The sequence below is a fragment of the Bacillus sp. FSL R5-0576 genome (assembly GCF_038004765.1).
GTDB lineage: Bacteria > Bacillota > Bacilli > Bacillales > Bacillaceae > Bacillus > Bacillus subtilis.
In genome coordinates this window covers 2565895-2592755 of the sequence record NZ_JBBORU010000001.1, presented here as the reverse complement: position 1 = coordinate 2592755, position 26861 = coordinate 2565895, and the positions used below count along the sequence as shown (strand labels likewise).

Sequence of the window (26861 nt, the reverse complement as noted above, 5' to 3'; positions counted from 1 at the left end):
ACTTGTTTGTTTATATCCATTCTAAATGAAGGGCGCAAGCTAAAAAGATTAGGATTGCGAGCAGCAAAACATCAAAGGTTGTCGGAAAGAAAATGGTTCTGATTCCTTGAAAAATCGTAATGGGAATAATCACTTGTGCGGATACAAGCCGAATTTGCCTTACCCATGGCGGCAGCGAATAAGAGCTGAAACGTTTCTTCACGGTGCATCCTCCTCTACGCATTTACAAGCATCATATGTAAACTTGGGCAATAGGTGCCTGCCCATCTGTATAGAAAGCGGTGTTTTTGGAAAAGATGATTGACGAATCAAAAACACTTTTACTATAATAAAGAACATAAATAATGTATACAATGAGCTGATAAATACACCTGCTTAGAACGGGAAGAGTACAAAAAAGGCGCATGCAGAGAGAGAAGCCGTTTGCTGAAAGGCTTCTTATGTTGTCTGATTGGAAGGTCGCCCGGGAGCATAATTTCTTGAAAGAAGAGTAGAGAAATTCGGGAAACACCCGTTATCCGTTATAAGTGCATGAACTGATAGAGTTCATGAAAAAAGGTGGTACCGCGAAAGAGCTTTTCGTCCTTTTACAGGGATGAAGAGCTCTTTTTTCGTTCTCAGCCATTTTTAAACATGCTGGAGGGTTATGATGGAAACGAATGAACAAACAATGCCGACGAAATATGATCCGGCAGCGGTTGAAAAAGACCGATATGATTTTTGGCTAAAAGGCAAATTTTTTGAAGCGGGCAGTGACCAGACAAAAGAGCCATACTCTGTTGTCATCCCGCCGCCAAACGTAACAGGAAGACTTCACCTTGGCCACGCATGGGACACAACGCTGCAAGACATTGTAACAAGAATGAAACGCATGCAGGGCTATGATGTGCTGTGGCTTCCAGGCATGGACCATGCCGGCATCGCAACACAGGCTAAAGTGGAGGCGAAACTTCGTGAAGAAGGCAAATCCCGCTACGATTTAGGCCGTGAAAAATTCCTCGAAGAAACGTGGAAGTGGAAGGAAGAATATGCTGACTTTATTCGCAGCCAGTGGGCGAAATTAGGTCTTGGCCTAGATTATTCCCGTGAACGTTTTACGCTGGATGAAGGCTTGAGCAAAGCGGTAAGAGAAGTATTCGTTAAGCTTTATGAAAAAGGCCTGATCTACAGAGGCGAATATATTATTAACTGGGACCCAGCGACAAAAACAGCCCTATCCGACATTGAGGTGATTTACAAGGATGTTCAAGGCGCGTTCTATCATATGAGCTATCCGCTTGCTGACGGTTCAGGCTCAATTGAAATTGCGACGACACGTCCTGAAACAATGCTCGGTGATACAGCTGTTGCCGTTCACCCTGAAGACGAGCGCTATAAACACCTTATCGGAAAAACGGTGATTCTGCCGATTGTAAATCGTGAAATTCCGATTGTCGGTGATGACTATGTTGATATGGAATTTGGTTCAGGTGCCGTGAAAATTACACCTGCTCATGATCCGAACGACTTCGAGCTTGGCAACCGCCACAATTTAGAACGCATCCTTGTCATGAATGAAGATGGCACGATGAATGAAAATGCGCTCCAATATCAAGGTATGGATCGTTTTGAATGCCGCAAAAAGCTCGTGAAAGATTTACAGGAGGCGGGAGTTCTCTTCAAGATCGAGGATCATATGCACTCTGTCGGCCATAGTGAACGAAGCGGAGCTGTTGTGGAGCCTTATCTTTCTACACAATGGTTTGTGCGCATGCAGCCGCTTGCTGATGCAGCGATTGAGCTGCAAAAGAAAGAAGAAAAGGTCAACTTTGTGCCTGACCGTTTCGAAAAAACGTATTTACACTGGATGGAAAACATCCGCGACTGGTGTATCTCCCGTCAATTGTGGTGGGGCCATCGTATTCCTGCCTGGTATCATAAAGAAACAGGCGAGCTATATGTCGGGCTTGAAGCGCCGGAAGACAGCGAAAATTGGGAACAGGATACAGACGTACTGGATACATGGTTCAGTTCTGCGCTATGGCCTTTCTCCACAATGGGCTGGCCTGATGTAACGGCTGAAGACTTTAAACGCTACTATCCGACAGATGTTCTCGTGACAGGGTACGATATCATTTTCTTCTGGGTATCACGCATGATTTTCCAAGGCATTGAATTTACAGGCGAGCGCCCGTTCAAAGATGTTTTAATCCACGGCTTAATCCGTGACGAGCAAGGCCGGAAAATGAGTAAATCTCTTGGCAACGGTGTCGACCCGATGGATGTGATTGACAAGTACGGAGCCGATTCTCTGCGTTATTTCCTTGCGACTGGAAGCTCTCCTGGCCAGGATCTGCGCTTCAGCTATGAAAAAGTGGAATCGACCTGGAATTTTGCCAATAAAATTTGGAACGCCTCCCGTTTTGCATTAATGAATATGGATGGCATGACGTACGATGAGCTTGATCTGTCAGGCGAAAAGTCAGTCGCTGACAAGTGGATTTTAACGCGATTAAATGAAACGATCGAGCACGTGACCCAGCTTGCTGACCGATATGAATTTGGTGAAGTAGGACGCCATTTATATAACTTTATTTGGGATGATTTCTGTGATTGGTATATTGAAATGGCGAAGCTACCGCTTTATGGAGAAGACGAAGCTGCCAAGAAAACTACCCGTTCCATCCTTGCTTACGTACTTGATCAAACGATGCGTCTGCTCCATCCGTTTATGCCATTCTTAACGGAGGAAATTTGGCAGCACCTTCCTCACCAAGGGGAATCGATTACAGTAAGTCAATGGCCTGTAGTAGTGCCGGAGCATACCGATACTGAAGCGGCAGCTGACATGAAGCTTCTTGTTGAGCTAATCCGTTCTGTGCGCAATATCCGCAGTGAAGTCAATACGCCAATGAGCAAGCAGGTTGAACTGTACATTAAAACAAGCACAGACGAAATAGCAGCCCGCCTCGAAGCGAACCGTTCATATGTTGAACGCTTTACGAATCCGAGCGTGCTTAAAATCGGCACCGATATTGAGGCTGTTGATAAGGCGATGACGGCCGTTGTCTCAGGAGCAGAGGTTATTCTTCCGCTTGAAGGCTTAATCAATATTGATGAAGAAATTGCCCGTCTGCAAAAAGAATTTGATAAACTGACAAAAGAAGTTGAGCGTGTCCAAAAGAAACTTGGAAATGAAGGATTTATGAAAAAAGCGCCTGCACACGTAATTGATGAAGAACGTGAAAAAGAAAAAGATTATGTGGCGAAGCGTGACGCTGTTCAAAAACGAATGGCTGAGCTGAAGGGTTAATGAAAAGCCGGGGCGGTTTCTAGAGAAACCGCCTTGTCTTATAAAAGAGGGGATTATCATTGTTTACTGCATATCAAGATGCGCGCAGCTGGATTCACGGGAGGCTGAAATTCGGGGTGAAGCCCGGACTTGGCCGAATGAAACAGCTGATGGCGCGGTTAGGACATCCTGAAAAAAAAATCCGAGCGTTCCACGTCGCAGGAACAAACGGTAAAGGATCAACTGTCGCTTTTATCCGTTCTATGCTGCAGGAAGCCGGATATACGGTTGGAACATTTACATCGCCTTATATTATTACGTTTAATGAACGGATCAGCGTAAACGGGATACCGATTTCAGATGAGGAATGGACAGCACTCGTCAATCAAATGAAACCGCACGTTGAAGCCCTTGATCAAACGGAATACGGACAGCCGACAGAATTTGAAATTATGACGGCCTGTGCATTTTTATATTTTGCAGAATTTCATAAGGTCGATTTTGTTATTTTTGAAACAGGTTTGGGCGGTAGATTCGATTCTACTAATGTGGTTGAACCGCTCTTAACTGTGATTACAAGCATTGGACACGATCATATGAATATTTTGGGAAACACCATTGAAGAAATTGCAGGAGAAAAGGCCGGTATTATTAAAGAAGGTATTCCAATCGTTACAGCAGTTACCCAGCCGGAAGCTTTACAGGTCATCCGCCATGAAGCTCAACGGCATGCTGCGCCGTTCCAGTCATTGCATGATGCATGTGTTATTTTCAATGAAGAGGCTCTGCCTGCAGGAGAACAGTTTTCATTCAAAACGGAAGAGAAATGCTATGAAGATATTCGGACATCTCTGATTGGCACCCATCAAAGACAAAATGCTGCTTTGTCCATTTTGGCTGCGGAGTGGCTCAATAAGGAGAATATCGCCCATATCAGTGACGAAGCGTTAAGGAGCGGGCTTGTGAAGGCTGCTTGGCCGGGACGGTTAGAGCTTGTTCAGGAACATCCTCCGGTATATTTAGACGGTGCGCATAACGAAGAAGGTGTTGAAAAGCTGGCGGAAACGATGAAGCAGCGTTTCGCCAATTCACGCATTTCTGTGGTGTTTAGCGCGTTAAAGGACAAACCGTATCAGAACATGATTAAAAGACTGGAAACCATTGCTCATGCGATTCATTTTGCTTCTTTTGATTTCCCGCGTGCTTCTCTTGCAAAAGATCTCTATGATGCAAGTGAAATCAGCAATAAAAGCTGGAGTGAAGATCCAGACGATGTGATCAAATTCATAGAAAGTAAAAAGGGCTCAAATGAAATTGTGCTGATTACCGGATCTCTTTACTTTATTTCTGACATTCGAAAAAGGTTGAAATAAAAGTATCCGGCTCCGGCAGAATCAAAAAAAAGATTCTGCCGGTTTTTTTATGTGTAAAATTGAATATCTCCAATTGGAGCTCAGGATGCTCATTTTGCTACAATCCATACCAGAACTCAGTGTGTAAAGGTGTGTTGTCTATGCTATCACTTCTTTTTATCTTCGGGCTTATCCTTGGTTCTTTTTACTATACGGCCGGGTGCCGTATCCCCTTACATCTATCTATTATTGCGCCCCGTTCATCATGCCCGTTTTGCCGGAGGACATTAACTCCTGCAGAATTAATTCCCATCCTGTCATTCCTATTTCAAAAAGGTAAATGTAAAAGCTGCGGGCATAGGATTTCTTTTATGTATCCCGCAGCAGAGCTTGTGACAGCGTGTTTATTTGCCGCCGCAGGAATACGCTTTGGCACGTCGCTGGAACTGTTTCCCGCTGTGGTGTTTATCTCTCTTCTCATTATTGTTGCAGTGACAGATATTCATTTTATGCTGATTCCAAATCGTATATTGATTTTCTTTCTTCCCTTTTTGGCGGCCGCGAGATTGATTTCTCCGCTTGATTCCTGGTATGCAGGCCTGTTAGGTGCGGCAGCCGGATTTCTATTTCTGGCTGTAATTGCCGCAATCACCCATGGGGGAGTAGGGGGAGGAGATATTAAATTATTTGCGGTGATTGGCTTTGTGCTTGGTGTGAAAATGCTGGCAGCTGCCTTTTTCTTTTCTGTTTTGATAGGTGCATTATATGGAGCGGCAGCCGTTCTGACTGGTAGACTCGCTAAAAGGCAGCCGCTTCCCTTTGCCCCCGCTATAGCCGCAGGGAGCATTTTAGCCTATTTATACGGTGACTCTATCATTTCTTTTTATATCAAAATGGCATTGGGCTGACTGCTGAAAAATTTGACGAACGTTTTTTGGACAAGGCGACAAAAGTCTTGTTCTTTTTTTCTTTGCCTGTGCTAAAGTGTGTAGCATGAAAAGCCGACAAGAACGGTCAAGCAAATGAAGGGAGGAAGCGGAATTGAAAAAAAGAAAGAATAAAAAAAACAGTAAAGCCGCAGAAAAAGCCCTCAAGGTGACGATTAATGGAAAAGAAGAGACGGTTTACGAACAAGAGACGCCTGAGACAGAGGCGGATAAAAGCATGACATTTTCAAATTGGGAGGAAAAAAGACAGGCAGAACAAGAGGTTGCGGCATCCCAGGAACATCCTGATGAAGATGAATTCAATTGGGATTCAGAGGAAGACAAGGTGTTTAAAGAGGACCCTAAAGTTGTTCCTCCTTATCAAAAGAAAAAAACAAAGTCTTATGCAAAAGGAAAGACCGGGACTGCCAAACCAGTAAAAAGAGTGGCTGCGACGATTGCCTTCGCGGCTGTCATTGGCACTGGATTAGGGCTATTCGCGTTAAGCATATCGGGGAATAAAGAAGCGTCAGCACCGGCCTCTTTAGAGGATTCTCTAGGCAGCCAAACGGCAAAAGCAGGGGATACTTCAACTGATAAACAAACTTCAGGCACAGAAAAACAAGCGGCGCAAACTGAAGGTACATATAAAACATACGCTGTACAAGCCGGAAAATTTTCAAATGAAAAGGGTGCCGAAACGTTAACAGAACAATTGACCGAAAAAGGATATTCCGCCGTGTCACTGTCAAAGGATGACGGGTATACGTATGTCATCGCGGGCTTAGCCAGTGATAAGGATGTCTCACAGCAGTTAGGACAGGTTTTAATCGACAGTGATTTTGAAGCCTGGGGAGGCAAGGAGCTTTCCTTATCAATAGAGTCAGATATGACAGATTCTTTTAAGGAAACAGCGGAGCTTGCAGCAAAGGCGATTCTCGGCGAAGACATTACAAAAGCGAGTGTAGAGAAAATAGAAAAGTCTCTTGGTGAAACAAAAGCGTCAGAAACAGGAGAGAAAAAAGCGATTTTGCAGGCTTTAAAGGAATTAGAGGATCCAAGTGCTGAAGCCGGGTGGAAGGCTCAGCAGGAGCTGTTAGCCGTCGTAAAATAAGAGATAGTGCCCTGAGCCTTCGTCCTTTAGTGACAGGCTTTTTTTATTTTGTCATGAAAAAGTTATTTTTCTGAAATTGTGACAAGCCTCGTGATTTGGTAGGATAAACGAGTATCTTTTTTTCTTAAGCAAACCCTGAAAGGATGACGAACATGACAAAACCGCTAATACTTGCATCACAATCTCCGCGCAGGAAAGAACTCCTCGATCTTCTCCAGCTGCCCTACTCCATTATTGTCAGTGAAGTAGAAGAAAAATTAAATCGAAACTTTTCACCAGAAGAAAACGTCCAATGGTTGGCAAAACAAAAAGCTAAGGCTGTAGCTGATCTCCACCCGCATGCAATCGTTATCGGTGCTGATACAATGGTATGCCTTGACGGCGAATGTCTTGGCAAACCGCAGGATCAAGAAGAAGCTGCTTCTATGCTGCGGAGGCTTTCAGGCCGAAGTCACTCAGTAATAACCGCGGTCAGCATTCAAGCTGAAAATCACAGCGAGACTTTTTATGATAAGACAGAAGTTGTGTTTTGGTCCCTCAGTGAAGAAGAGATTTGGACGTATATTGAAACAAAAGAGCCGATGGATAAAGCAGGTGCATACGGCATCCAAGGAAGAGGCGCGCTTTTTGTAAAGAAAATAGACGGAGATTATTATTCAGTCATGGGCCTTCCTATATCAAAAACAATGAGAGCTCTTCGCCATTTTGATATAAGGGCATGACGGTTCTATAAACGGGAAGGGAAAGAAAAGGAGTGCTTGGTCATACACGATCTGCCATTAAAACTCAAAGATTTCCCAATCAAAGAAAAGCCAAGAGAACGGCTCCTGAAAGTCGGAGCCGAGAACTTAGCGAATCATGAACTTTTGGCTATATTATTGCGGACAGGGACTAAACACGAATCTGTTTTGGACCTGTCAAACAGGCTGCTGCGCTCATTTGACGGGCTGCGCCTGCTCAAGGAAGCATCGGTTGAAGAGCTGTCAAGCATCCCGGGAATCGGTATGGTAAAAGCGATTCAAATACTGGCTGCAGTTGAGCTTGGAAGCCGGATTCATAAATTAGCCAACGAAGAACATTTCGTTATTCGCTCCCCGGAAGACGGCGCTAATCTTGTCATGGAGGATATGCGCTTTTTAACCCAGGAGCATTTTGTCTGTTTATACTTAAATACAAAAAATCAAGTCATTCATAAACGCACCGTATTTATCGGAAGCCTGAATTCATCTATTGTCCACCCGCGAGAGGTGTTTAAAGAAGCGTTTAAACGATCTGCCGCTTCCTTTATCTGTGTTCATAATCATCCTTCTGGAGATCCGACGCCGAGCAGGGAAGATATTGAAGTGACAAGACGGCTGTTTGAATGCGGAAACCTGATTGGCATCGAGCTGCTTGACCATTTGGTGATCGGGGATAAAAAATTTGTGAGTTTAAAGGAAAAAGGATATTTGTAACACTTTTTTTTTCGTCGAATTAAGCTATAATAGAGTTTATGAGTTTTTCCCTTTAGGGTATTTTTGCTTTAAGAAAGGAAGATACATACATATGTTTGGAATTGGTGCTAGAGACCTTGGTATAGATCTTGGAACTGCGAATACGCTTGTTTTTGTAAAAGGAAAAGGAATTGTTGTGAGAGAGCCGTCAGTTGTCGCTTTGCAGACGGATACGAAATCGATTGTCGCTGTCGGAAATGATGCGAAAAATATGATTGGACGGACACCGGGCAACGTGGTGGCTCTTCGCCCGATGAAAGACGGCGTTATCGCTGATTATGAAACAACGGCGACGATGATGAAATATTACATCAATCAAGCCATAAAAAATAAAGGCATGTTTGCCAGAAAACCATATGTAATGGTATGTGTCCCATCAGGCATTACAGCTGTTGAAGAACGCGCTGTTATCGATGCGACAAGACAGGCGGGAGCGCGTGATGCGTATCCGATTGAAGAGCCTTTTGCCGCAGCAATCGGGGCCAATCTGCCAGTTTGGGAACCGACTGGAAGCATGGTTGTTGATATCGGGGGCGGTACGACAGAAGTTGCGATAATTTCCCTCGGAGGCATCGTAACGTCTCAGTCAATCCGTGTAGCCGGTGATGAGATGGACGACGCAATTATCAACTACATCAGAAAAACGTACAACCTGATGATCGGTGACCGTACGGCTGAAGCGATTAAAATGGAAATCGGATCTGCAGAAGCTCCTGAAGAATCCGACAACATGGAAATCCGCGGCCGCGATTTGCTCACAGGTCTGCCGAAAACAATTGAAATTACAGGAAAAGAGATTTCTAACGCTCTACGCGACACTGTATCTACAATTGTCGAAGCAGTGAAGAGCACACTCGAAAAAACACCGCCTGAGCTTGCAGCAGATATCATGGACAGAGGTATAGTGTTAACCGGCGGCGGAGCGCTTTTGCGCAATTTGGACAAAGTCATCAGCGAAGAAACAAAAATGCCGGTCCTTATCGCCGAAGATCCGCTTGATTGTGTAGCGATCGGAACAGGGAAAGCACTGGAGCACATCCATCTTTTCAAAGGGAAAACTAGATAATCGGGAGTTCAATAGAAGAGGTGTAACACGATGCCGAATAAGCGGTTAATGCTATTACTTCTGTGTATTATCATATTGGTGGCTATGATTGGATTTTCGCTGAAGGGCGGCCGCAATACCACCTGGCCTGAGAAAGTGATCGGCGATACGACGGGAGTATTTCAAAATATTTTTCATACGCCTGCCGAATTTTTTGCAGGAATATTTGAGAACATCAATGATTTAAAAAACACATACAAAGAAAACGAGCGTCTAAGAGAAAAACTTGACGGACAGACACAATATGAAGCCAAGCTTCAAGAGCTTGAAGAAGAAAACAAATCCTTGCGTGACGAGCTTGGCCATGTCAAATCGATTAAAGATTACAAGCCGATTTTAGCAACGGTCATCGCCAGAAGCCCTGATAATTGGGCCAAACAGGTCACCATTAACAAGGGGACTCAGCAAAACGTAGCGAAAGATATGGCCGTTACAAACGAAAAAGGCGCATTAATCGGCAAGATCAAAAGCTCCGGACTTAACAATTTTACGTCTACTGTTCAGCTTTTAAGCGATACTGACCGCAATAACAGAGTCGCGACAAAAATTTCCGGAAAAAAAGGCAGCAAAGGCTACGGCTTGATCGAAGGATATGACAAAGAGAAAAAACGTCTTAAGATGACAATTATTGAGCGTAAGGATAAACAAGACGTGAAAAAAGGCGATCTTATTGAAACATCAGGGACAGGCGGTGTTTTCCCAGAAGGGCTGACAATCGGTGAAGTGACTGATATCGAGTCAGATTCCTATGGACTGACGAAGGTTGCTTATGTAAAACCTGCGGCTGACCTTACAGATTTAAATAATGTGATCGTTGTAAACCGTGACGTGCCGACTGTCGATACAGAGGAGGAAGGATCGTGAAACGTTTCCTTCTCCCTTTCGTTATGATGCTTGTTTTTTCTGCGGAAAGCATTTTTACAGATTTGGTGCATTTTCCTTTCGTTACAGATGACCAAGTGCTCGCCCCGCGTTTTTTGATGCTTGTATTGATATTCATGTCGGCTTTTATCAACCAAAAACACGCGATGATTTACGGATTTATTTTTGGTTTTCTATATGACATGAACTATACAAGTCTATTAGGCGTTTACATGTTTGGTTTTGCAGGGCTATGCTATTTGGCTTCAAAAGCGTTTAAAGTGTTGCATACAAACGCATTTGTAGTGATATTGATAGCAGTTCTGGCTGTCTGTCTGCTCGAATTTTACGTATTCGGCATTCAGTCTTTGATTCATAAAGACATTATGACGTTTAACGGATTTGTGCTTGACCGGTTTATACCGACAATTTTATTAAATATTGCAGCAGCTCTTATTCTTGTTCTGCCATTTAGATTGTTTTTTATGAGTCTAAAGAAAGAATTGAGAGATGAGTAAAAAGGATTTTATCTTTTTTTGACGAAATGAGTATGTTGTTGAGGTGAATATTGTGAAGACCAAAAAGCAGCAATATGTAACAATAAAAGGAACAAAGAATGGACTAACATTGCATCTGGATGATGCGTGTTCTTTTGATGAGCTTCTCGATGGTCTTCAGAATATGCTGTCAATTGAACAATATACCGATGGAAAAGGCCAGAAAATCAGCGTTCATGTTAAGCTGGGAAATCGCTTTTTATATAAGGAGCAAGAGGAACAGCTAACCGAATTGATTGCGTCAAAGAAAGATTTGTTTGTTCATTCTATTGACAGTGAAGTCATTACTAAAAAAGAAGCACAGCAGATAAGAGAGGAAGCCGAAATTATTTCTGTTTCAAAAATTGTCCGTTCAGGCCAAGTGCTGCAGGTAAAAGGCGACTTGCTCCTGATCGGTGACGTGAATCCCGGCGGAACAGTCAAGGCCGGAGGGAACATTTTTGTTCTGGGCTCACTGAAGGGAATCGCGCATGCTGGATTTAATGGAAATAATCAAGCGGTCATCGCCGCCTCTGAAATGCTTCCGACACAATTAAGAATCAATCATGTGTTAAATCGCTCCCCAGACCACATTCAAAAAGGGAACGAAATGGAATGTGCTTATTTAGATACAGACGGAAATATGGTCATTGAACGCCTTCAACATTTGGCTCATTTAAGACCTGATCTAACAAGGCTTGAGGGAGGAATGTGAATTGGGTGAGGCTATCGTAATAACTTCGGGAAAAGGCGGAGTAGGTAAGACAACAACATCTGCGAACCTCGGTACCGCCTTAGCCATTTTAGGGAAGCGCGTATGCTTAGTAGATACTGATATAGGACTGCGCAACCTTGATGTTGTAATGGGTCTTGAAAATAGAATTATTTACGATCTGGTAGACGTTGTAGAGGGCAGATGCAAAATGCATCAGGCGCTCGTAAAAGACAAACGTTTCGATGATCTGCTCTATTTAATGCCCGCTGCTCAAACGAGCGATAAGACAGCTGTTGCTCCTGAACAAATTAAAAACATGGTCCAAGAGCTCAAACAGGAATTTGACTATGTCATCATAGACTGTCCTGCCGGAATCGAGCAAGGGTACAAAAATGCCGTTTCCGGAGCTGATAAAGCGATTGTGGTCACTACGCCTGAAATCTCAGCTGTTCGTGATGCTGACCGTATTATAGGACTGCTGGAGCAAGAGGAAAATATTGAACCGCCGCGGCTCGTTGTTAACAGAATCAGAAATCACCTGATGAAAAACGGTGACACGATGGATATCGACGAAATCGTACAGCATCTGTCGATCGATTTACTCGGAATCGTGGCTGATGATGATGAAGTCATTAAAGCTTCCAATCATGGCGAACCGATTGCGATGGACCCTAAAAACCGTGCTTCTATTGCATATCGCAATATTGCCCGCCGCATCTTAGGTGAATCTGTTCCTTTACAGGTGCTTGAAGAGCAAAACAAAGGAATGATGGCTAAGATTAAGTCATTTTTCGGAGTAAGATCTTAATGTGATAGAATCAAAGAGAAGAATCTGACAAAGCATATGCTGTGTCAGGTTTTTTTGTTTTTGCCTGCTTTGTTCTTGACTAAACCGAATATTTGCCATGGACAAGACATATGATGTACAAACCCAACGAATGCAAAGGATGATGGCAATGAGTCACAGAGCAGATGAAATCAGAAAACGATTAGAGAAAAGAAGAAAGCAGCTTTCCGGCTCAAAACGTTTCTCTACTCAGACAGTTTCTGAAAAGCAGAAACCCCCGTCCTGGGTGATGGTAACGGATCAGGAAAAACATGGAACACTTCCGGTTTATGAAGATAACATGCCAACATTCAACGGAAAACACCCATTGGTGAAAACAGATTCAATTATCCTGAAATGTCTTCTGTCGGCCTGCCTTGTTCTCGTTTCAGCTATAGCCTATAAAACAAACATTGGACCCGTCAGTCAGATTAAACCCGCTGTAGCCAAAACCTTTGAAACTGAATTTCAATTTGCCTCAGCAAGCCATTGGTTCGAAACCAAATTCGGAAATCCGCTTGCTTTCCTGGCTCCTGAACACAAAAATAAGGAACAGCAGATTGAAGTAGGCAAAGATCTGATCGCGCCTGCATCCGGGAAAGTACAGCAGGATTTTCAGGACAATGGGGAAGGAATTAAAGTCGAAACAAGCAGCGATAAGATTGATAGTGTAAAAGAAGGCTATGTGGTTGAAGTCAGCAAAGACAGCCAGACGGGACTGACGGTTAAGGTGCAGCATGCTGACAACACCTATAGTATCTATGGCGAGCTCAAAGATGTGGATGTTGCTTTATATGATTTTGTGGATAAAGGCAAAAAGCTCGGTTCGATTAAGCTTGATGATCATAATAAAGGGGTCTATTATTTTGCCATGAAAGACGGCGATAAATTTATTGATCCGATTCAGGTGATTTCATTTGAATAAATGGCTCGACCTTATCTTAAAGATCCATGTGCATCCTTTTCTTTGGATTATCGCGGCGCTGGGCTTGCTCACAGGCCATATGAAAGCATTATTTTGTCTGCTCCTGATTGTATTGATTCATGAGCTGGGGCATGCTGCTCTGGCTGTGTTTTTTTCTTGGAGAATCAAGCGTGTTTTTTTGCTGCCGTTTGGGGGAACGGTCGAAGTGGAAGAGCACGGGAATCGGCCGTTAAAGGAAGAGTTTGCGGTCATTATTGCCGGCCCTCTTCAGCACATCTGGCTTCAGTTTGCCGCCTGGATGCTTGCAGAAGTCTCAGTGATTCATCAGCATACCTTTGAACTCTTCACCTTTTATAATCTTTCTATCTTATTTGTCAATTTACTGCCGATCTGGCCGCTGGATGGAGGAAAACTGTTATTTTTGTTGTTTTCCAAACAGCTGCCTTTTCAAAAGGCTCACCGGCTTAATCTAAAAACGTCGCTCTGCTTCTGCCTGTTGCTCGGGTGCTGGGTTTTATTCGTGATTCCTCTGCAAATCAGCGCATGGGTTTTGTTTGTCTTTCTGGCTGTTTCCTTATTTGAGGAATATCGGCAAAGGCACTATACCCATGTGAGATTTCTCCTCGAAAGGTATTACGGAAAAAACAGGGAGCTTGAGAAACTTCTGCCGCTGACAGTAAAGGCGGAGGATAAAGTCTATCATGTGATGGCCGAGTTCAAACGTGGCTGTAAGCATCCGATTATTATAGAAAAATCAGGCCAAAAGCTTAGCCAGCTTGACGAGAATGAAGTGCTGCACGCTTACTTTGCCGATAAGCGGACGAATTCTTCCATGGAGGAACTGCTTCTGCCCTACTAAAACTGATTGACAAACGCCTTGTATTTTGGTATATTTTTTAATGTTATGGATGTAGCACCATTGCTACAACCGCTCAGTACAGGTGTTAAGAGCTTTTACAGCCCCCTGGTATCTGGCGAGTCTTAGTCTAATAGGAGGTGCAGAGAATGTACGCAATCATTAAAACAGGCGGTAAACAAATCAAAGTTGAAGAAGGCCAAACTGTTTACATCGAAAAACTTGCTGCTGAAGCAGGTGAAACAGTTACTTTTGAAGACGTTTTGTTTGTTGGCGGAGACAACGTGAAAGTCGGCAACCCTACAGTTGAAGGCGCAACAGTAACGGCTAAAGTTGAAAAACAAGGCCGCGCGAAAAAAATCACTGTTTTCAGATACAAACCAAAGAAAAACGTTCATAAAAAACAAGGTCATCGTCAGCCTTACACTAAAGTGACGATCGAAAAAATCAACGCGTAAGCATGATTCAGGCAACAATCAGAAGGTCTCATGATAAAGGCATATTGTCTTTTGAAATGTCGGGCCATGCGAATTTTGCTGAACATGGACAAGATCTTGTTTGTGCCGGAGTGACAGCCGTTGTGTTTGGAGCCGTTAACGCGGTCATTGTGCTCGCGGGCTTCGAGCCGCTTCTTGATATAGGGGAGGACGGGGGTTATTTTTATTTTGAATTCCCTGAATCTCTTGATCCAGAGGCACGCCAAAAAGCTCAGCTGCTGATTGAAGGCATGATTGTTTCGCTGGAGACAATCGAACGGGATTACAAAGACAACTTGCGTGTGACCACAAACATAATATAGGAGGTGAGCTACATGCTTAGATTAGATCTTCAGTTTTTCGCTTCTAAAAAAGGAGTAGGTTCTACAAAGAACGGACGTGACTCTGAGGCTAAACGTTTAGGTGCTAAACGTGCTGACGGTCAATTCGTAACAGGCGGTTCTATCCTTTACCGTCAACGCGGAACAAAAATTTACCCAGGTGAAAACGTGGGCCGCGGCGGAGATGACACTCTATTTGCGAAAATCGACGGAACTGTTAAATTCGAACGTTTCGGCCGTGACCGCAAAAAAGTGAGCGTATATCCTGTAGCTCAATAATGATTCAAAAAACTCCGGTCGATGATGACTGGAGTTTTTTTTGCAATATGCGGAGTAAACACCTAGAATGAAATGCAGAGTATGTGCGAGCAGACCCCGCCAAGAATGAGAATAAACATCTCAAACCCACTGGATATGTTCCCCAAGCAGTAATACATAAAATGTTCTGCCTGGCTGCAAATCAACCAAAGCCAGAAAAAAGGAACATGATATTTCTGGGAAAAACAATTGTTTTTCTAACAAAGCCTTCTCTGTTATAATTCATAATACACACTTATACAGACTCCTAAATAAGAAATTAAATGATTGGGAGTGCGAAAATGAAGGATGTTTCAAAAAATCAAGAAGAAAATATAAGCGACACGGCATTAACAAACGAACTGATTCATCTGCTTGGCCATTCCCGGCATGATTGGATGAATAAGCTGCAGCTGATTAAAGGAAACTTAAGCTTGCAGAAGTATGACCGCGTCTTTGAAATGATTGAAGAAATGGTTATAGACGCAAAGCACGAATCAAAGCTCTCAAACCTGAAAACACCGCATTTGGCGTTTGATTTTCTTACGTTTAATTGGAAAACCCATTATATGACGCTTGAATATGAAGTTCTCGGAGAAATTAAGGATTTGTCGGCTTATGATCAAAAGCTGGCGAAACTGATGAGAAAGCTGTTTCATCTGTTTGATCAAGCAGTCAGCAGAGAGAGTGAAAATCATTTAACGGTTTCGCTTCAAACAGATCATCCTGACAGACAGCTGATTCTGTACCTTGATTTTCACGGCGCCTTTGCCGATCCATCTGCTTTTGATGATATTCGGCAGAATGGATATGAGGACATTGACATCATGCGTTTTGAAATCACGAGTCACGAATGTTTGATTGAAATAGGGTTGGACTAGCGGAGTTTTTAACGGTTTAGAACGGAGGACATTATGTTTGTAGATCAGGTCAAAGTATATGTAAAAGGCGGCGACGGTGGCAACGGTATGGTTGCGTTTCGCCGTGAAAAATATGTGCCGAAAGGCGGCCCTGCCGGCGGTGACGGAGGAAAGGGAGGAGACGTCGTTTTTGAAGTAGATGAAGGTCTCCGCACCCTGATGGATTTTAGATACAAAAAACACTTTAAAGCGATTCGCGGCGAGCATGGCATGTCCAAAAACCAGCACGGACGAAATGCTGATGATATGGTCATTAAAGTTCCGCCGGGCACCGTTGTGACAGACGATGATACGAAACAGGTCATCGCTGATTTAACAGAGCACGGACAGCGGGCTGTCATTGCAAGAGGCGGAAGAGGCGGAAGAGGAAATAGCCGCTTTGCTACACCGGCTAATCCCGCGCCTCAGCTTTCAGAAAACGGCGAGCCGGGAAAAGAACGCTACATTGTTCTTGAATTAAAAGTGCTTGCAGATGTCGGACTTGTCGGGTTCCCGAGTGTGGGAAAATCTACTTTGCTGTCTGTTGTCTCATCTGCAAAACCGAAAATTGCGGACTATCACTTTACAACGCTTGTCCCGAATCTCGGCATGGTTGAAACGGATGACGGACGCAGCTTTGTCATGGCTGATTTGCCAGGACTGATTGAAGGCGCACACCAAGGCGTCGGACTTGGCCACCAGTTTTTGCGCCATATTGAACGGACGAGGGTTATTGTTCACGTCATTGACATGTCGGGCTTAGAGGGCCGCGATCCGTATGAGGATTATCTTACGATTAACCAGGAGCTGAGCGAGTACAATCTGCGTCTCACTGAGCGTCCGCAAATTATCGTTGCAAATAAAATGGACATGCCGGAGGCTGCGGAAAATCTCGAAGCCTTTAAAGAAAAGCTGACGGATGATTATCCGGTATTCCCGATCAGTGCGGTGACAAGAGAAGGTCTGCGTGAGCTTCTGTTTGAAGTCGCCAATCAGCTTGAAAACACACCGGAGTTCCCGCTGTATGACGAGGAAGAGCTTACACAAAACCGTGTCATGTACACGATGGAAAATGAAGAAGTGCCATTTAACATTACACGCGATCCAGACGGTGTATTTGTGCTTTCAGGAGACAGCCTTGAGCGGTTATTCAAGATGACTGATTTCTCACGTGATGAATCGGTTAAACGGTTTGCAAGACAGATGCGCGGAATGGGTGTTGATGAAGCACTCAGAGAACGCGGAGCCAAGGATGGAGATATAATCAGGCTTCTGGAATTTGAATTTGAATTTATTGATTAATGAATGTTGGCTGAAAAGAGAGCCTGGTGTCAGGCTCTCTATTTTAAAGGGGGGATGCAAATGAAAGAGGAGACATTTTATCTTGTCCGTGAAGATGTATTGCCCGATGCAATGAGAAAAACATTGGAAGTCAAAAAGCTGCTTGATCGAAAAAAAGCAGATTCAGTAGCAGATGCCGTTCAAAAGGTCGATTTAAGCAGAAGTGCGTTTTATAAATACAGGGATGCTGTTTTTCCATTCTACACCATGGTAAAAGAACAAATTATCACACTTTTCTTTCATTTAGAGGATAGGTCAGGTGCGTTATCTCAGCTTCTTCAGGCGGTAGCTGATTCTGGAAGCAACGTTCTTTCCATTCACCAGACCATTCCGCTTCAAGGCAGAGCAAATGTGACACTGTCTATCAGTACGTCGGCAATGGAAGAAGACATTCATACATTAATGAATAAGCTCAGGAAGTTTGATTTTGTAGAAAAAGTTGAAATATTAGGTTCAGGTGCATAAGGGAGAGAAAATCGTCATGAAAGTCGGTTATTTAGGTCCAGCAGCTACATTTACACATCTAGCAGTCAGTTCTTGTTTTCAAAACGGCGCCGAACATGTTGCTTACCGCACCATTCCGGAGTGTATAGATGCGGCCGTTGCAGGCGAAGTTGATTTTGCTTTTGTTCCTTTGGAAAATGCATTAGAAGGATCTGTTAATCTAACAATAGACTATTTAATACATGAACAGCCCTTGCCAATCGTGGGTGAAATGACGTTGCCGATTCATCAGCACTTGCTCGTCCATCCCTCTAGAGAGAATGCATGGAAAGAGCTCGACAAAATTTACTCGCATTCACACGCGATTGCGCAATGCCATAAATTTCTCCATCGACATTTTCCTTCCGTTCCATATGAATACGCCAATTCTACCGGGGCGGCAGCAAAGTTTGTCAGTGACCATCCCGAGCTGAATATCGGGGTCATTGCCAATGATATGGCAGCTTCTACATATGAATTAAAAATTGTGAAACGGGATATACAGGATTATAGGGACAATCATACAAGATTTGTTATCCTGTCTCCTGATGAAAACATATCTTTTGAAGTAAATTCAAAATTGAGTTCTAGGCCCAAAACGACCTTAATGGTCATGCTGCCGCAGGATGATCAGTCCGGGGCGCTGCATAGAGTGCTGTCTGCATTTTCTTGGAGAAATTTAAACTTGTCAAAAATTGAGTCACGTCCGACTAAAACCGGATTAGGCCATTATTTCTTTATTATTGATATTGAGAAAGCGTTTGATGATGTATTGATTCCAGGAGCCATGCAGGAGCTTGAAGCGCTCGGCTGCAAAGTGAAGCTCCTGGGTGCATACCAGTCTTACCAATTATAAAAAAGCCCTCTAGAGGGCTTTTTTTAGTCTTTAATTAAAATGCCGGCTTCTTCGAGGGCTTTGCAAGCTTGATCGATGCGATGTTCATCAGGTGCTGTAAGTGTATGCAGGTGCACGCCGTCGGTCAGCTGTGATAAGTAGGCAGCATTTGTAGAATTGATTTTTTTAATGAAATGGATAACTTCCTTCCGGGTGCCTACTTGGATGGCTGCAGTTAAATCTCCATATACGGGATGCTCGATTTTTACGTCTTTTACTGTAACGCCTTCGTCGACGATGAGCTGCAGTTCCTCTTCTGTCCGTTCAGGACCGTGCAGACATGCTATGATTCTTTCTGCCTGCTGGTGCTGCTGAGCGGCTGCATCCATGTATACATATCCTTGGCTTGTGGCGATAATCGGTACATTTTTCGCTTTCAAGAGCGATATATCCTGTACAATAACCTGTCTTGAAACGTTCGCTTTTTTTGCGAGTTCTCCTCCTGTCAGCGGTGATTTAGATTCCTTCAGCCACAGAAGAAGCTGGTCACGCCTGTTGGCGCCCATTAGCTTTAATTCTTCGGTCAATATCATATTCTCCTTTCTTTTGTTCCCAAAGCACTGTAAACGTATGTAATAACTGTTCCAGCTGTTCAGCTGTTGTATGCCTGCCAAAAGAGATGCGGATAAATTGCAGAGCTTCTTGTTCGGTTTTTCTTAATGCTTTCATTGTTTCAGACGGACCGTGGTAACCTGCAGAACAAGCGCTGCCGGTTGAAATGCAAATATTACTCCGATTACATTCTAACATAACATATTGTCCTTCAAATGAGTGAAAAAAACACCCTATAATATGCGGAAGACATTCTGCTTGCGAAGTGTCTGCCGCAAGGGTTACAGGGAGAGACCGAATACGGATTTGGTCTAGAAAGTATGTTCTTAATGCCTCATTGCGGGATATCTGTTTTTCCATTTCGCTTACGATCAATTCTGCAGCGGCAGTGAAGGCACCGATCCCGGGAACATTTACGGTGCCGGCTCTGAATCCGTATTCGTGAGTAGTCAGAGGATAAACGGGTTTCCAAGGGACATCCGGCCGGATATAGACCGCCCCTACTCCTTTAGGACCGTGGATTTTATGGCTGGACATTGAAAGTGCATCTACTCCCAGATTTTTTGTATTGATCGGGATCTTTCCAAACGTTTGAACAGCGTCGCAATGAAGAAGAATCCCCTTATTGTGCAGGTATGAAGACAGGCGTTGAATGGGCTGAATGATCCCGGTTTCAGAATTTGCATGCTGAATAGATACAAGGCCTGTTTCCGGCCGGATATGGGCTAGTAATATTTCCTCGGTAATAAGCCCGTATTCATTCGGTTCAATGACTGTTACATCATATCCCTGCTGTTCCAAAAAAGCAGCGCAATTATGAATGGACTGATGCTCCATGGCAGTCGTAATAAAATGTCTTTTCGTTTTTGGCAGGCCGTTTAGCAATGATTGAATGGCCAGAAAATTGGATTCAGTGCCGCCGCTTGTAAAATAGATGCCGCTTGCTTCTCCGCCAATGATGTTGGCGATTTTTTCACGGCAGTACTCCAGTATGTGCTTTGCTTTTCCTCCTGCATCATGCAGGCTGCTGGCATTTCCGTACATATCCATACTAAGCTTCTGATATACAGTAAGGGCTTCCTCACAAATAGGCGTTGTCGCTGCATAATCTAAATAAATCATCCGGTCTTCCTCCATCCGTTCTCCATAAAAAACTCTTGAGTTTATTTTATCCTTGTGTAAATATAGGTGTCAAGACAGATGTAAACAACAGGAGGATGGCATATGTCTAAAAAGACGATTGCAGTCATCGGTTCAGGGGCGGCGGCACTTTCCTTAGCTGCAGCTTTCCCGCCCTCATACGAAGTGACTGTTATCACAAAAAAAAGCGTCAAAAACAGCAATTCTGTCTATGCACAAGGCGGGATTGCTGCGGCCTATGCAAAAGATGACTCGATTGAAGCCCATCTGGAGGATACGTTATACGCAGGGTGCGGCCATAATAATCTAGCTATTGCAGCAGACGTATTACATGATGGAAAAATGATAGTTCAAAGCCTATTGGAGCGTGGATTTCCATTCGACCGCAATGAACGAGGCGGTGTTTGTCTTGGAAGAGAAGGGGCCCACTCATACAACCGCATATTTCATGCAGGCGGAGACGCAACAGGCAGGCTGCTTATCGATTATTTGCTCAAACGGATCAACAGCAAAATCAAGTTAATCGAGAATGAAACGGCAGCAGATTTGCTTATAGAGGACGGACGATGTATCGGCGTCATGACAAAAGACAGCAAAGGGCGGCTCAAGGTAAGGCACGCAGACGAAGTTGTGCTGGCTGCCGGCGGCTGTGGAAACCTGTTTCTTCACCATACGAATGATCCCACTGTCACAGCTGACGGTCTTTCTCTGGCTTACCGGGCCGGAGCGGAATTAACGGATTTGGAGTTTACTCAGTTTCACCCGACACTGCTTGTGAAAAATGGTGTTTCCTACGGGCTTGTTTCAGAAGCTGTCAGAGGGGAAGGCGGATGTTTAGTAGACGAAAATGGCCGCAGGATTATGGCTGAACGGCATCCTTTAGGTGACCTGGCTCCAAGAGATATTGTCTCACGGGTTATTCACGAAGAAATGGCAAAAGGAAATCGCGTTTATATAGACTTCAGTGCGATTTCTGATTTTGAAACGCGTTTCCCTACCATCACCGCTATTTGTGAAAAAGCAGGGGTTGATATCCACAGCGGAAAAATTCCTGTTGCTCCGGGAATGCATTTCTTAATGGGAGGTGTTTCAGTTAATCGCTGGGGAGAAACGACAGTGCCGGGACTTTATGCGATTGGCGAGACAGCATGCTCCGGTTTACATGGAGCAAACCGGCTTGCAAGCAATTCTTTATTGGAAGCGCTGGTATTTGGAAAAAGGGCAGCAGAGCATATTATCCAAAAACCGGTTTATAACAGGCAATATCAATCAGGGCTAGAAACCAGTGTCGTCTACGAGGTGCCGGATATAGAGATGCATGAACTGCAAAGTAAAATGACAAGTCACATGTCTATTCTGCGGGAACAAAGCAGTTTGATTGAGCTTAGCATCTGGCTTCATACGCTGCCTTTTCAGGAAGTGAATGTGAAGGATATCACAATTCCGCAGCTGGAGCTTTCTCATCTATGGCAAGCTGCAAAGCTGATGACGTTTTCTGCGCTTTTGCGGGAGGAAAGCAGAGGGGCTCACTTCCGCACCGATTTTCCTCATACTGAGGTGGGCTGGCAAGGAAGACAAATTGTCCATACAAAAAAAGGAACGAAGATCAGAAAAAACGAGGGGATTTGGAACAATGAATCATTTACAGCTGAAAAAATTACTGAATCACTTTTTTCTTGAGGATATTGGGACAGGGGATCTTACATCGCAGTCTATTTTTGGAGAACAGAGCTGTGAAGCGGAGATTGTTGCAAAGTCAGAGGGCATTTTTGCAGGAGCAGCGATCATAAAAGAAGGCTTTTCGTTATTGGACGAAAATGTTCAAATCATTTTACACAAAAAAGATGGGGACATGTTGCATAAAGGTGAAGTGATTGCCGAGTTACACGGTCCCGCAGCTGCGCTCCTTTCAGGAGAGCGGGTCGTATTAAATCTTATTCAGAGGCTGTCAGGAATTGCGACAATGACAAGAGAGGCTGTTCGGTGTCTGGATGATGAACAGATTAAAATTTGTGACACGAGAAAAACAACACCGGGGCTCAGAATGCTGGAGAAATATGCTGTCAGAGCCGGCGGCGGGTATAATCATCGATTCGGTTTGTATGACGGCATCATGATTAAAGATAATCATATCGCAGCATGCGGTTCTATTTTAGAGGCGTGCAAAAAAGCCCGTCAGGCCGCGGGACACATGGTAAATATCGAGGTGGAAATTGAAACGGAGGAACAGCTGCGGGAAGCAATTGCAGCTGGCGCGGATGTTATTATGTTTGACAACTGCCCGCCTGATACGGTCCGTCATTTTGCAAAGCTCACACCGGATCATATAAAAACTGAAGCCTCCGGCGGGATTACGTTAGAATCTTTGCCTGCTTTTAAAGGGACGGGTGTGAATTATATTTCATTAGGATTTCTGACTCATTCCGTCAAAAGTTTAGATATCAGCATGGATGTTACGTTATCAAATGAATCTGTGGAGGAATGCCGTTATGTCAATTCTTGATGTGATCAAACAATCGAATGATATGATGCCCGAAAGTTATAAAGAACTATCGAGAAAGGATATGGAAACGCGCGTTGCCGCCATTAAGAAAAAGTTCGGCAGCAGGCTCTTTATACCAGGCCATCATTATCAAAAGGATGAAGTGATACAATTTGCTGACCAAACAGGCGACTCCCTGCAATTGGCCCAAGTAGCGGAAAAAAACAAAGATGCGGATTATATCGTATTTTGCGGTGTTCACTTTATGGCAGAAACCGCCGATATGCTGACAAGCGAGCAGCAAACGGTCGTCCTGCCAGATATGAGAGCTGGATGTTCTATGGCTGACATGGCTGACATGCAGCAGACCAATAGGGCATGGAAGAAGCTTCAGCATATATTTGGAGATACGATCATACCTTTAACTTATGTGAACTCCACTGCGGAGATCAAGGCATTCGTCGGAAAGCATGGCGGAGCAACTGTGACTTCTTCGAATGCGAAAAAAGTGCTTGAATGGGCGTTTACACAGAAAAAAAGAATTTTATTTTTGCCTGATCAGCATTTAGGGAGAAATACGGCTTATGATCTGGGCATTGCGCTTGAAGATATGGCTGTGTGGGACCCGATGAAAGATGAATTAGTAGCTGTATCCGGGCATACGAATGTGAAAGTGATTTTGTGGAAAGGGCATTGCTCTGTTCACGAGAAATTCACCACTAAAAATATCCATGATATGAGAGAGCGAGACCCCGACATTCAGATCATTGTGCACCCGGAATGCTCACACGAAGTCGTGACACTAAGCGATGATAACGGATCAACGAAATATATTATCGACACAATCAATCAGGCTCCGGCGGGAAGCAAGTGGGCAATCGGGACAGAAATGAATCTTGTTCAGCGGATCATTCACGAGCATCCAGATAAACAAATCGAATCACTCAACCCTGACATGTGCCCTTGCCTGACAATGAACCGAATTGATTTGCCGCATTTGTTGTGGTCGCTGGAACAAATTGAAAAAGGAGAACCTTCAGGCGTCATCAAGGTGCCAAAAGCCATTCAGGAAGATGCACTCCTTGCCCTGAATCGAATGCTTTCGATCACGTAGATCAGAAATATTTTCCCTTCCTTTACTCATAACTTCTTTTGTTCAGGCATATGTTGTGAAGAAACATATTGTAATCACAGCTGAACTGTTCACGTTTTGCATAGGAGGGGAAAACGTTGAAAATCCATATCGTTCAAAAAGGCGATTCGCTCTGGAAAATAGCTGAAAAGTACGGAGTCGATGTTGAGGAAGTGAAAAAACTCAATACACAGCTTAGCAATCCAGACTTAATCATGCCTGGAATGAAAATAAAAGTGCCGTCAGAAGGAGTCCCGGTCAGAAAAGAGCCAAAAGCGGGCAAAAGTCCTGCGGCCGGGAGTGTGAAGCAAGAACATCCATATGCGAAAGAGAAGCCTAAATCCGTTGTCGATGTAGAAGACACAAAGCCGAAAGAAAAGAAGTCCATGCCGTATGTCCCGCCGATGCCTAATTTGCAGGAAAATGTGTACCCTGAAGCTGATGTGAACGATTATTATGATATGAAACAGCTTTTCCAGCCTTGGTCGCCTCCTAAACCGGAGGAGCCGAAAAAACATCATGACGGAAATATGGATCATATGTATCATATGCAAGACCAATTTCCACAACAGGAGGCTATGAGTAATATGGAAAATGCAAATTATCCGAATATGCCTAATATGCCAAAGGCGCCAGAGGTAGGCGGTATAGAAGAGGAAAACGTTCATCACACAGTTCCGAATATGCCGATGCCGGCTGTTCAGCCTTATTATCATTATCCGGCTCATTTCGTACCGTGTCCGGTGCCTGTTTCGCCAATTCTTCCAGGATCAGGATTATGCTATCCGTACTATCCGGCACAAGCTTATCCAATGCATCCGATGCATGGATACCAGCCAGGCTTTGTATCGTCTCAGTATGACCCGGGTTATGAAAACCAGCATCATGAAAACAGCCATCACGGACATTACGGTTCATACGGTGCGCCGCAATACGCATCTCCGGCTTATGGATCTCCGTATGGACATATGCCGTATGGCCCTTATTACGGCACTCCCCAAGTAATGGGAGCATACCAGCCTGCTGCGGCTCATGGTTACATGCCATACAAAGATCATGACGACTGCGGCTGTGACGGTGATCATCAGCCATATTTCTCTGCACCTGGCCATTCGGGAATGGGAGCTTATGGAAGCCCTAATATGCCATATGGCACAGCTAACCCAAATCCAAACCCATATTCGGCAGGAGTTTCTATGCCAATGACGAATCAGCCTTCTGTAAACCAAATGTTTGGCCGGCCGGAAGAAGAAAATGAGTGATCGTTCGGAACGATGTAAATCGTTCCTTTTTTTGTTTTCAAGCAGATCACTGCCAAATGGAGAGAACTGACACGCTTAACATGCCCCCCATACGCACATGATAAAAGCGAGCAAACATGCTCAATTCGTCCACGGGGGGTTTTTCCATTGGGTAAAAAAATGACGATCGCTAGCCTGATTCTAATGACAGCCGGCTTAACAGCATGCGGAGCAAACGATAATGCTATGAATGATACGCGCAATAACGGCAATACCCGTCCAATCGGATATTATACAAATGAAAATGACGCCGATAGACAGGGAGACGGAATCGACCACGATGGTCCTGTTTCTGAATTAATGGAGGATCAGAACGACGGTAACCGAAACACCACGAATGTAAATAACCGTGACCGTGTTACTGCTGACGATCGTGTTCCTTTGGCAACTGACGGAACATATAACAACACGAATAACCGAAACATGAATCGGAATGCAGCGAACAACGGGTATGACAACCAAGAAAACAGAAGACTGGCTGCAAAAATTGCCAACCGTGTGAAACAAGTGAAAAACGTCAATGACACACAAGTTATGGTATCGGATGACCGAGTAGTTATCGCAGTCAAAAGCCACAGAGAGTTCACAAAGTCTGACAGAGATAATGTCGTAAAAGCAGCGCGCAACTATGCAAATGGCCGTGACGTTCAAGTATCAACAGATAAAGGGCTGTTCAGAAAACTTCATAAAATGAACAACCGCTAGGAAGGAAGGGCTGCCGGAAGTGATATTCGGCAGCCTTTTTCTTTGCATCAGCGAACAATTCCCATTAAAGTGTACATAGAAAATGTAAAAGAAGGTGAAAACATGGCAGGCCATTCCAAGTGGAAAAACATTCAAAAAAGAAAAAATGCACAGGATGCAAAGCGCGGCAAAATATTTATGAAGCTGGCAAAAGAAATCTATGTGGCAGCGAAAGAAGGCGGAGCGGATCCAGAAGCAAATTCAGCATTGCGTCTTGTCATCGAAAAAGCAAAAGGCGCCAATATGCCGAATGAAAATATAGATCGGGCCATTAAAAAAGCTGCGGGAGGCCAAGATGGAAGCAGTTATGAAGAAATCACCTATGAAGGCTACGGCCCTTCAGGGATTGCCGTCATGGTTGAATGCGTAACAGATAATAAAAACCGAACGGCGTCAAATGTGCGGACAGCCTTTAATAAAAATGGCGGAAGTCTGGGAGAAAGCGGATGTGTAGCCTTTTTATTTGAACGGAAGGGTTTCATTACGATAGACCGCACTGAACGGCAAATAGAAGAAGATGAGCTCATGCTTGATGTGCTTGAAGCAGGAGGAGAAGAGCTGCGAATTGAAGAAGACCTATATGAGGTTTTCACAGAGCCTGAGCATTTTGAAGAGGTGAAAACAGCCCTCGAATCGAAATATCCAATTTCTTCGGCGGAGGTGACCATGCTTCCCAATACCTATGCAGATGCCGATGATCAGGCTGTTGAGAAGCTGGAAACATTAATAGACATCCTTGAAGATGACGATGATGTTCAAGAAGTGTATACAAACTATCGCTCATAAAAAACCGGCACG

Annotated in this window: 30 protein-coding genes and 2 other annotated features; of the genes, 26 read left to right on the top strand and 4 right to left on the bottom strand. The window is 44.1% G+C overall.

Annotation, left to right across the window (positions count from 1 at the left end):
• Positions 1 to 10 precede the first annotated feature (10 nt).
• Complete coding sequence (locus NX903_RS13390; RefSeq protein ID WP_003222590.1) at positions 11 to 202, bottom strand: hypothetical protein; 192 nt, start codon at positions 200 to 202, stop codon at positions 11 to 13.
• Positions 203 to 367: 165 nt separating this feature from the next.
• Positions 368 to 590: a binding site (T-box leader), on the top strand.
• 59 nt (positions 591 to 649) lie between these two features.
• Here NX903_RS13390 and valS point away from each other — a divergent pair.
• The 16 genes from valS (at position 650) to rpmA (ending at position 15076) form a co-directional block, all read left to right on the top strand.
• Positions 650 to 3292: a valine--tRNA ligase gene (gene valS, locus NX903_RS13385; protein ID WP_017697542.1), complete on the top strand. Its 2643-nt coding sequence runs from the start codon at positions 650 to 652 to the stop codon at positions 3290 to 3292.
• Positions 3293 to 3351: 59 nt separating this feature from the next.
• The gene (locus NX903_RS13380) at positions 3352 to 4644 is read left to right on the top strand and encodes a bifunctional folylpolyglutamate synthase/dihydrofolate synthase (RefSeq protein ID WP_041339279.1); all 1293 of its coding nucleotides are present in this window, start codon (positions 3352 to 3354) and stop codon (positions 4642 to 4644) included.
• Between the two features lie 140 nt (positions 4645 to 4784).
• A complete protein-coding gene (locus tag NX903_RS13375) occupies positions 4785 to 5531 on the top strand; it encodes a prepilin peptidase (protein ID WP_080474433.1) in 747 nt (248 codons plus the stop codon).
• A gap of 133 nt (positions 5532 to 5664) precedes the next feature.
• Complete coding sequence (gene spoIIB, locus NX903_RS13370; protein ID WP_086344157.1) at positions 5665 to 6663, top strand: stage II sporulation protein SpoIIB; 999 nt, start codon at positions 5665 to 5667, stop codon at positions 6661 to 6663.
• A 152-nt stretch (positions 6664 to 6815) separates the two neighbouring features.
• Positions 6816 to 7385, top strand: coding sequence for a Maf family nucleotide pyrophosphatase (locus NX903_RS13365; protein WP_024572904.1), 570 nt, complete (start codon positions 6816 to 6818; stop codon positions 7383 to 7385).
• Positions 7386 to 7421: 36 nt separating this feature from the next.
• A complete protein-coding gene (gene radC / locus NX903_RS13360) occupies positions 7422 to 8117 on the top strand; it encodes a RadC family protein (RefSeq protein WP_014480455.1) in 696 nt (231 codons plus the stop codon).
• Positions 8118 to 8208: 91 nt separating this feature from the next.
• The gene (gene mreB, locus NX903_RS13355; protein ID WP_003229650.1) at positions 8209 to 9222 is read left to right on the top strand and encodes a cell shape-determining protein MreB; all 1014 of its coding nucleotides are present in this window, start codon (positions 8209 to 8211) and stop codon (positions 9220 to 9222) included.
• Between the two features lie 30 nt (positions 9223 to 9252).
• Positions 9253 to 10125: a rod shape-determining protein MreC gene (gene mreC, locus NX903_RS13350; RefSeq protein WP_003222609.1), complete on the top strand. Its 873-nt coding sequence runs from the start codon at positions 9253 to 9255 to the stop codon at positions 10123 to 10125.
• Positions 10122 to 10640, top strand: coding sequence for a rod shape-determining protein MreD (gene mreD, locus NX903_RS13345; protein ID WP_004398811.1), 519 nt, complete (start codon positions 10122 to 10124; stop codon positions 10638 to 10640). The genes mreC and mreD overlap by 4 nt, the downstream gene beginning before the upstream one ends.
• 52 nt (positions 10641 to 10692) lie before the next feature.
• Positions 10693 to 11373: a septum site-determining protein MinC gene (gene minC / locus NX903_RS13340; RefSeq protein WP_029318187.1), complete on the top strand. Its 681-nt coding sequence runs from the start codon at positions 10693 to 10695 to the stop codon at positions 11371 to 11373.
• A 1-nt stretch (position 11374) separates the two neighbouring features.
• Entirely contained in the window at positions 11375 to 12181 is an 807-nt protein-coding gene (minD, locus tag NX903_RS13335) for a septum site-determining protein MinD (protein WP_004398624.1), read from the top strand.
• A 148-nt stretch (positions 12182 to 12329) separates the two neighbouring features.
• Entirely contained in the window at positions 12330 to 13124 is a 795-nt protein-coding gene (gene spoIVFA / locus NX903_RS13330; RefSeq protein ID WP_004398684.1) for a stage IV sporulation protein SpoIVFA, read from the top strand.
• Entirely contained in the window at positions 13117 to 13983 is an 867-nt protein-coding gene (gene spoIVFB / locus NX903_RS13325; protein WP_024572737.1) for a stage IV sporulation intramembrane metalloprotease SpoIVFB, read from the top strand. The genes spoIVFA and spoIVFB overlap by 8 nt, the downstream gene beginning before the upstream one ends.
• Before the next feature lie 57 nt (positions 13984 to 14040).
• Positions 14041 to 14116 (top strand) — a sequence feature (ribosomal protein L21 leader region).
• A 13-nt stretch (positions 14117 to 14129) separates the two neighbouring features.
• Positions 14130 to 14438: a 50S ribosomal protein L21 gene (gene rplU / locus NX903_RS13320; protein WP_003229668.1), complete on the top strand. Its 309-nt coding sequence runs from the start codon at positions 14130 to 14132 to the stop codon at positions 14436 to 14438.
• 2 nt (positions 14439 to 14440) lie between these two features.
• The gene (locus NX903_RS13315) at positions 14441 to 14779 is read left to right on the top strand and encodes a ribosomal-processing cysteine protease Prp (RefSeq protein ID WP_086344156.1); all 339 of its coding nucleotides are present in this window, start codon (positions 14441 to 14443) and stop codon (positions 14777 to 14779) included.
• A 12-nt stretch (positions 14780 to 14791) separates the two neighbouring features.
• Positions 14792 to 15076, top strand: a complete 285-nt coding sequence (gene rpmA, locus NX903_RS13310) for a 50S ribosomal protein L27 (protein WP_003222623.1) — start codon at positions 14792 to 14794, stop codon at positions 15074 to 15076.
• Positions 15077 to 15196: 120 nt separating this feature from the next.
• On the opposite strand, the gene NX903_RS13305 is transcribed toward rpmA, so the two are convergent.
• Entirely contained in the window at positions 15197 to 15319 is a 123-nt protein-coding gene (locus NX903_RS13305) for a hypothetical protein (RefSeq protein ID WP_003229671.1), read from the bottom strand.
• Positions 15320 to 15396: 77 nt separating this feature from the next.
• Between NX903_RS13305 and spo0B the strand changes: the two genes are divergently transcribed.
• Genes spo0B through pheA form a run of 4 tightly spaced genes read left to right on the top strand, consistent with a single transcriptional unit; the run spans position 15397 to position 18673 of the window.
• Positions 15397 to 15975 carry a sporulation initiation phosphotransferase Sop0B gene (spo0B, locus tag NX903_RS13300; RefSeq protein ID WP_014480451.1) on the top strand — a complete coding sequence of 193 codons (579 nt, stop codon included), beginning with the start codon at positions 15397 to 15399 and terminating at the stop codon, positions 15973 to 15975.
• Positions 15976 to 16008: 33 nt separating this feature from the next.
• Positions 16009 to 17295, top strand: a complete 1287-nt coding sequence (obgE, locus tag NX903_RS13295) for a GTPase ObgE (protein ID WP_003229675.1) — start codon at positions 16009 to 16011, stop codon at positions 17293 to 17295.
• A 60-nt stretch (positions 17296 to 17355) separates the two neighbouring features.
• On the top strand, positions 17356 to 17799 hold the full coding sequence (thrR, locus tag NX903_RS13290; RefSeq protein ID WP_003222630.1) for a transcriptional regulator ThrR: 444 nt from the start codon (positions 17356 to 17358) through the stop codon (positions 17797 to 17799).
• 16 nt (positions 17800 to 17815) lie between these two features.
• Complete coding sequence (pheA, locus tag NX903_RS13285; protein ID WP_014477545.1) at positions 17816 to 18673, top strand: prephenate dehydratase; 858 nt, start codon at positions 17816 to 17818, stop codon at positions 18671 to 18673.
• A 23-nt stretch (positions 18674 to 18696) separates the two neighbouring features.
• Here the strand turns inward: pheA and NX903_RS13280 are convergent, their stop codons facing one another.
• Entirely contained in the window at positions 18697 to 19239 is a 543-nt protein-coding gene (locus NX903_RS13280; protein WP_086344155.1) for a transcription repressor NadR, read from the bottom strand.
• A complete protein-coding gene (nifS, locus tag NX903_RS13275) occupies positions 19199 to 20386 on the bottom strand; it encodes a cysteine desulfurase NifS (protein WP_086344154.1) in 1188 nt (395 codons plus the stop codon). The genes NX903_RS13280 and nifS overlap by 41 nt, the downstream gene beginning before the upstream one ends.
• Positions 20387 to 20488: 102 nt before the next feature.
• On the opposite strand from nifS, the gene nadB reads away from it, so the two are divergent.
• From nadB to NX903_RS13245, 6 genes are all read left to right on the top strand, one after another.
• Entirely contained in the window at positions 20489 to 22084 is a 1596-nt protein-coding gene (nadB, locus tag NX903_RS13270; protein ID WP_086344153.1) for an L-aspartate oxidase, read from the top strand.
• Positions 22038 to 22907 carry a carboxylating nicotinate-nucleotide diphosphorylase gene (gene nadC, locus NX903_RS13265; protein ID WP_086344152.1) on the top strand — a complete coding sequence of 290 codons (870 nt, stop codon included), beginning with the start codon at positions 22038 to 22040 and terminating at the stop codon, positions 22905 to 22907. Before nadB ends, nadC begins: the two co-directional genes overlap by 47 nt.
• Positions 22894 to 24000 (top strand): quinolinate synthase NadA, encoded by a 1107-nt coding sequence (nadA, locus tag NX903_RS13260; RefSeq protein WP_086344151.1) that lies wholly within the window; start codon positions 22894 to 22896, stop codon positions 23998 to 24000. The genes nadC and nadA overlap by 14 nt, the downstream gene beginning before the upstream one ends.
• 116 nt (positions 24001 to 24116) lie before the next feature.
• Entirely contained in the window at positions 24117 to 25280 is a 1164-nt protein-coding gene (gene safA, locus NX903_RS13255; protein WP_086344150.1) for a spore coat assembly protein SafA, read from the top strand.
• A 147-nt stretch (positions 25281 to 25427) separates the two neighbouring features.
• Positions 25428 to 26024 (top strand): spore germination protein SgpA, encoded by a 597-nt coding sequence (gene sgpA / locus NX903_RS13250; protein ID WP_003245996.1) that lies wholly within the window; start codon positions 25428 to 25430, stop codon positions 26022 to 26024.
• A 102-nt stretch (positions 26025 to 26126) separates the two neighbouring features.
• Positions 26127 to 26849: a YebC/PmpR family DNA-binding transcriptional regulator gene (locus NX903_RS13245; RefSeq protein ID WP_041339264.1), complete on the top strand. Its 723-nt coding sequence runs from the start codon at positions 26127 to 26129 to the stop codon at positions 26847 to 26849.
• Positions 26850 to 26861: the final 12 nt, after the last annotated feature.

What these genes read in the sequence shown, in the direction of transcription:
- nadA (WP_086344151.1), top strand. Translation starts at nt 22,894, where the DNA reads ATGTCAATTCTTGATGTGATCAAACAATCGAATGATATGATGCCCGAA.
- mreC (WP_003222609.1), top strand. Translation starts at nt 9,253, where the DNA reads ATGCCGAATAAGCGGTTAATGCTATTACTTCTGTGTATTATCATATTG.
- rpmA (WP_003222623.1), top strand. Translation starts at nt 14,792, where the DNA reads ATGCTTAGATTAGATCTTCAGTTTTTCGCTTCTAAAAAAGGAGTAGGT.
- obgE (WP_003229675.1), top strand. Translation starts at nt 16,009, where the DNA reads ATGTTTGTAGATCAGGTCAAAGTATATGTAAAAGGCGGCGACGGTGGC.
- NX903_RS13375 (WP_080474433.1), top strand. Translation starts at nt 4,785, where the DNA reads ATGCTATCACTTCTTTTTATCTTCGGGCTTATCCTTGGTTCTTTTTAC.
- nifS (WP_086344154.1), bottom strand. Translation starts at nt 20,386, where the DNA reads ATGATTTATTTAGATTATGCAGCGACAACGCCTATTTGTGAGGAAGCC.
- spoIVFA (WP_004398684.1), top strand. Translation starts at nt 12,330, where the DNA reads ATGAGTCACAGAGCAGATGAAATCAGAAAACGATTAGAGAAAAGAAGA.
- valS (WP_017697542.1), top strand. Translation starts at nt 650, where the DNA reads ATGGAAACGAATGAACAAACAATGCCGACGAAATATGATCCGGCAGCG.
- nadC (WP_086344152.1), top strand. Translation starts at nt 22,038, where the DNA reads ATGAATCATTTACAGCTGAAAAAATTACTGAATCACTTTTTTCTTGAG.
- pheA (WP_014477545.1), top strand. Translation starts at nt 17,816, where the DNA reads ATGAAAGTCGGTTATTTAGGTCCAGCAGCTACATTTACACATCTAGCA.
- rplU (WP_003229668.1), top strand. Translation starts at nt 14,130, where the DNA reads ATGTACGCAATCATTAAAACAGGCGGTAAACAAATCAAAGTTGAAGAA.
- NX903_RS13315 (WP_086344156.1), top strand. Translation starts at nt 14,441, where the DNA reads ATGATTCAGGCAACAATCAGAAGGTCTCATGATAAAGGCATATTGTCT.
- nadB (WP_086344153.1), top strand. Translation starts at nt 20,489, where the DNA reads ATGTCTAAAAAGACGATTGCAGTCATCGGTTCAGGGGCGGCGGCACTT.
- thrR (WP_003222630.1), top strand. Translation starts at nt 17,356, where the DNA reads ATGAAAGAGGAGACATTTTATCTTGTCCGTGAAGATGTATTGCCCGAT.
- NX903_RS13245 (WP_041339264.1), top strand. Translation starts at nt 26,127, where the DNA reads ATGGCAGGCCATTCCAAGTGGAAAAACATTCAAAAAAGAAAAAATGCA.
- NX903_RS13365 (WP_024572904.1), top strand. Translation starts at nt 6,816, where the DNA reads ATGACAAAACCGCTAATACTTGCATCACAATCTCCGCGCAGGAAAGAA.
- mreB (WP_003229650.1), top strand. Translation starts at nt 8,209, where the DNA reads ATGTTTGGAATTGGTGCTAGAGACCTTGGTATAGATCTTGGAACTGCG.
- spo0B (WP_014480451.1), top strand. Translation starts at nt 15,397, where the DNA reads ATGAAGGATGTTTCAAAAAATCAAGAAGAAAATATAAGCGACACGGCA.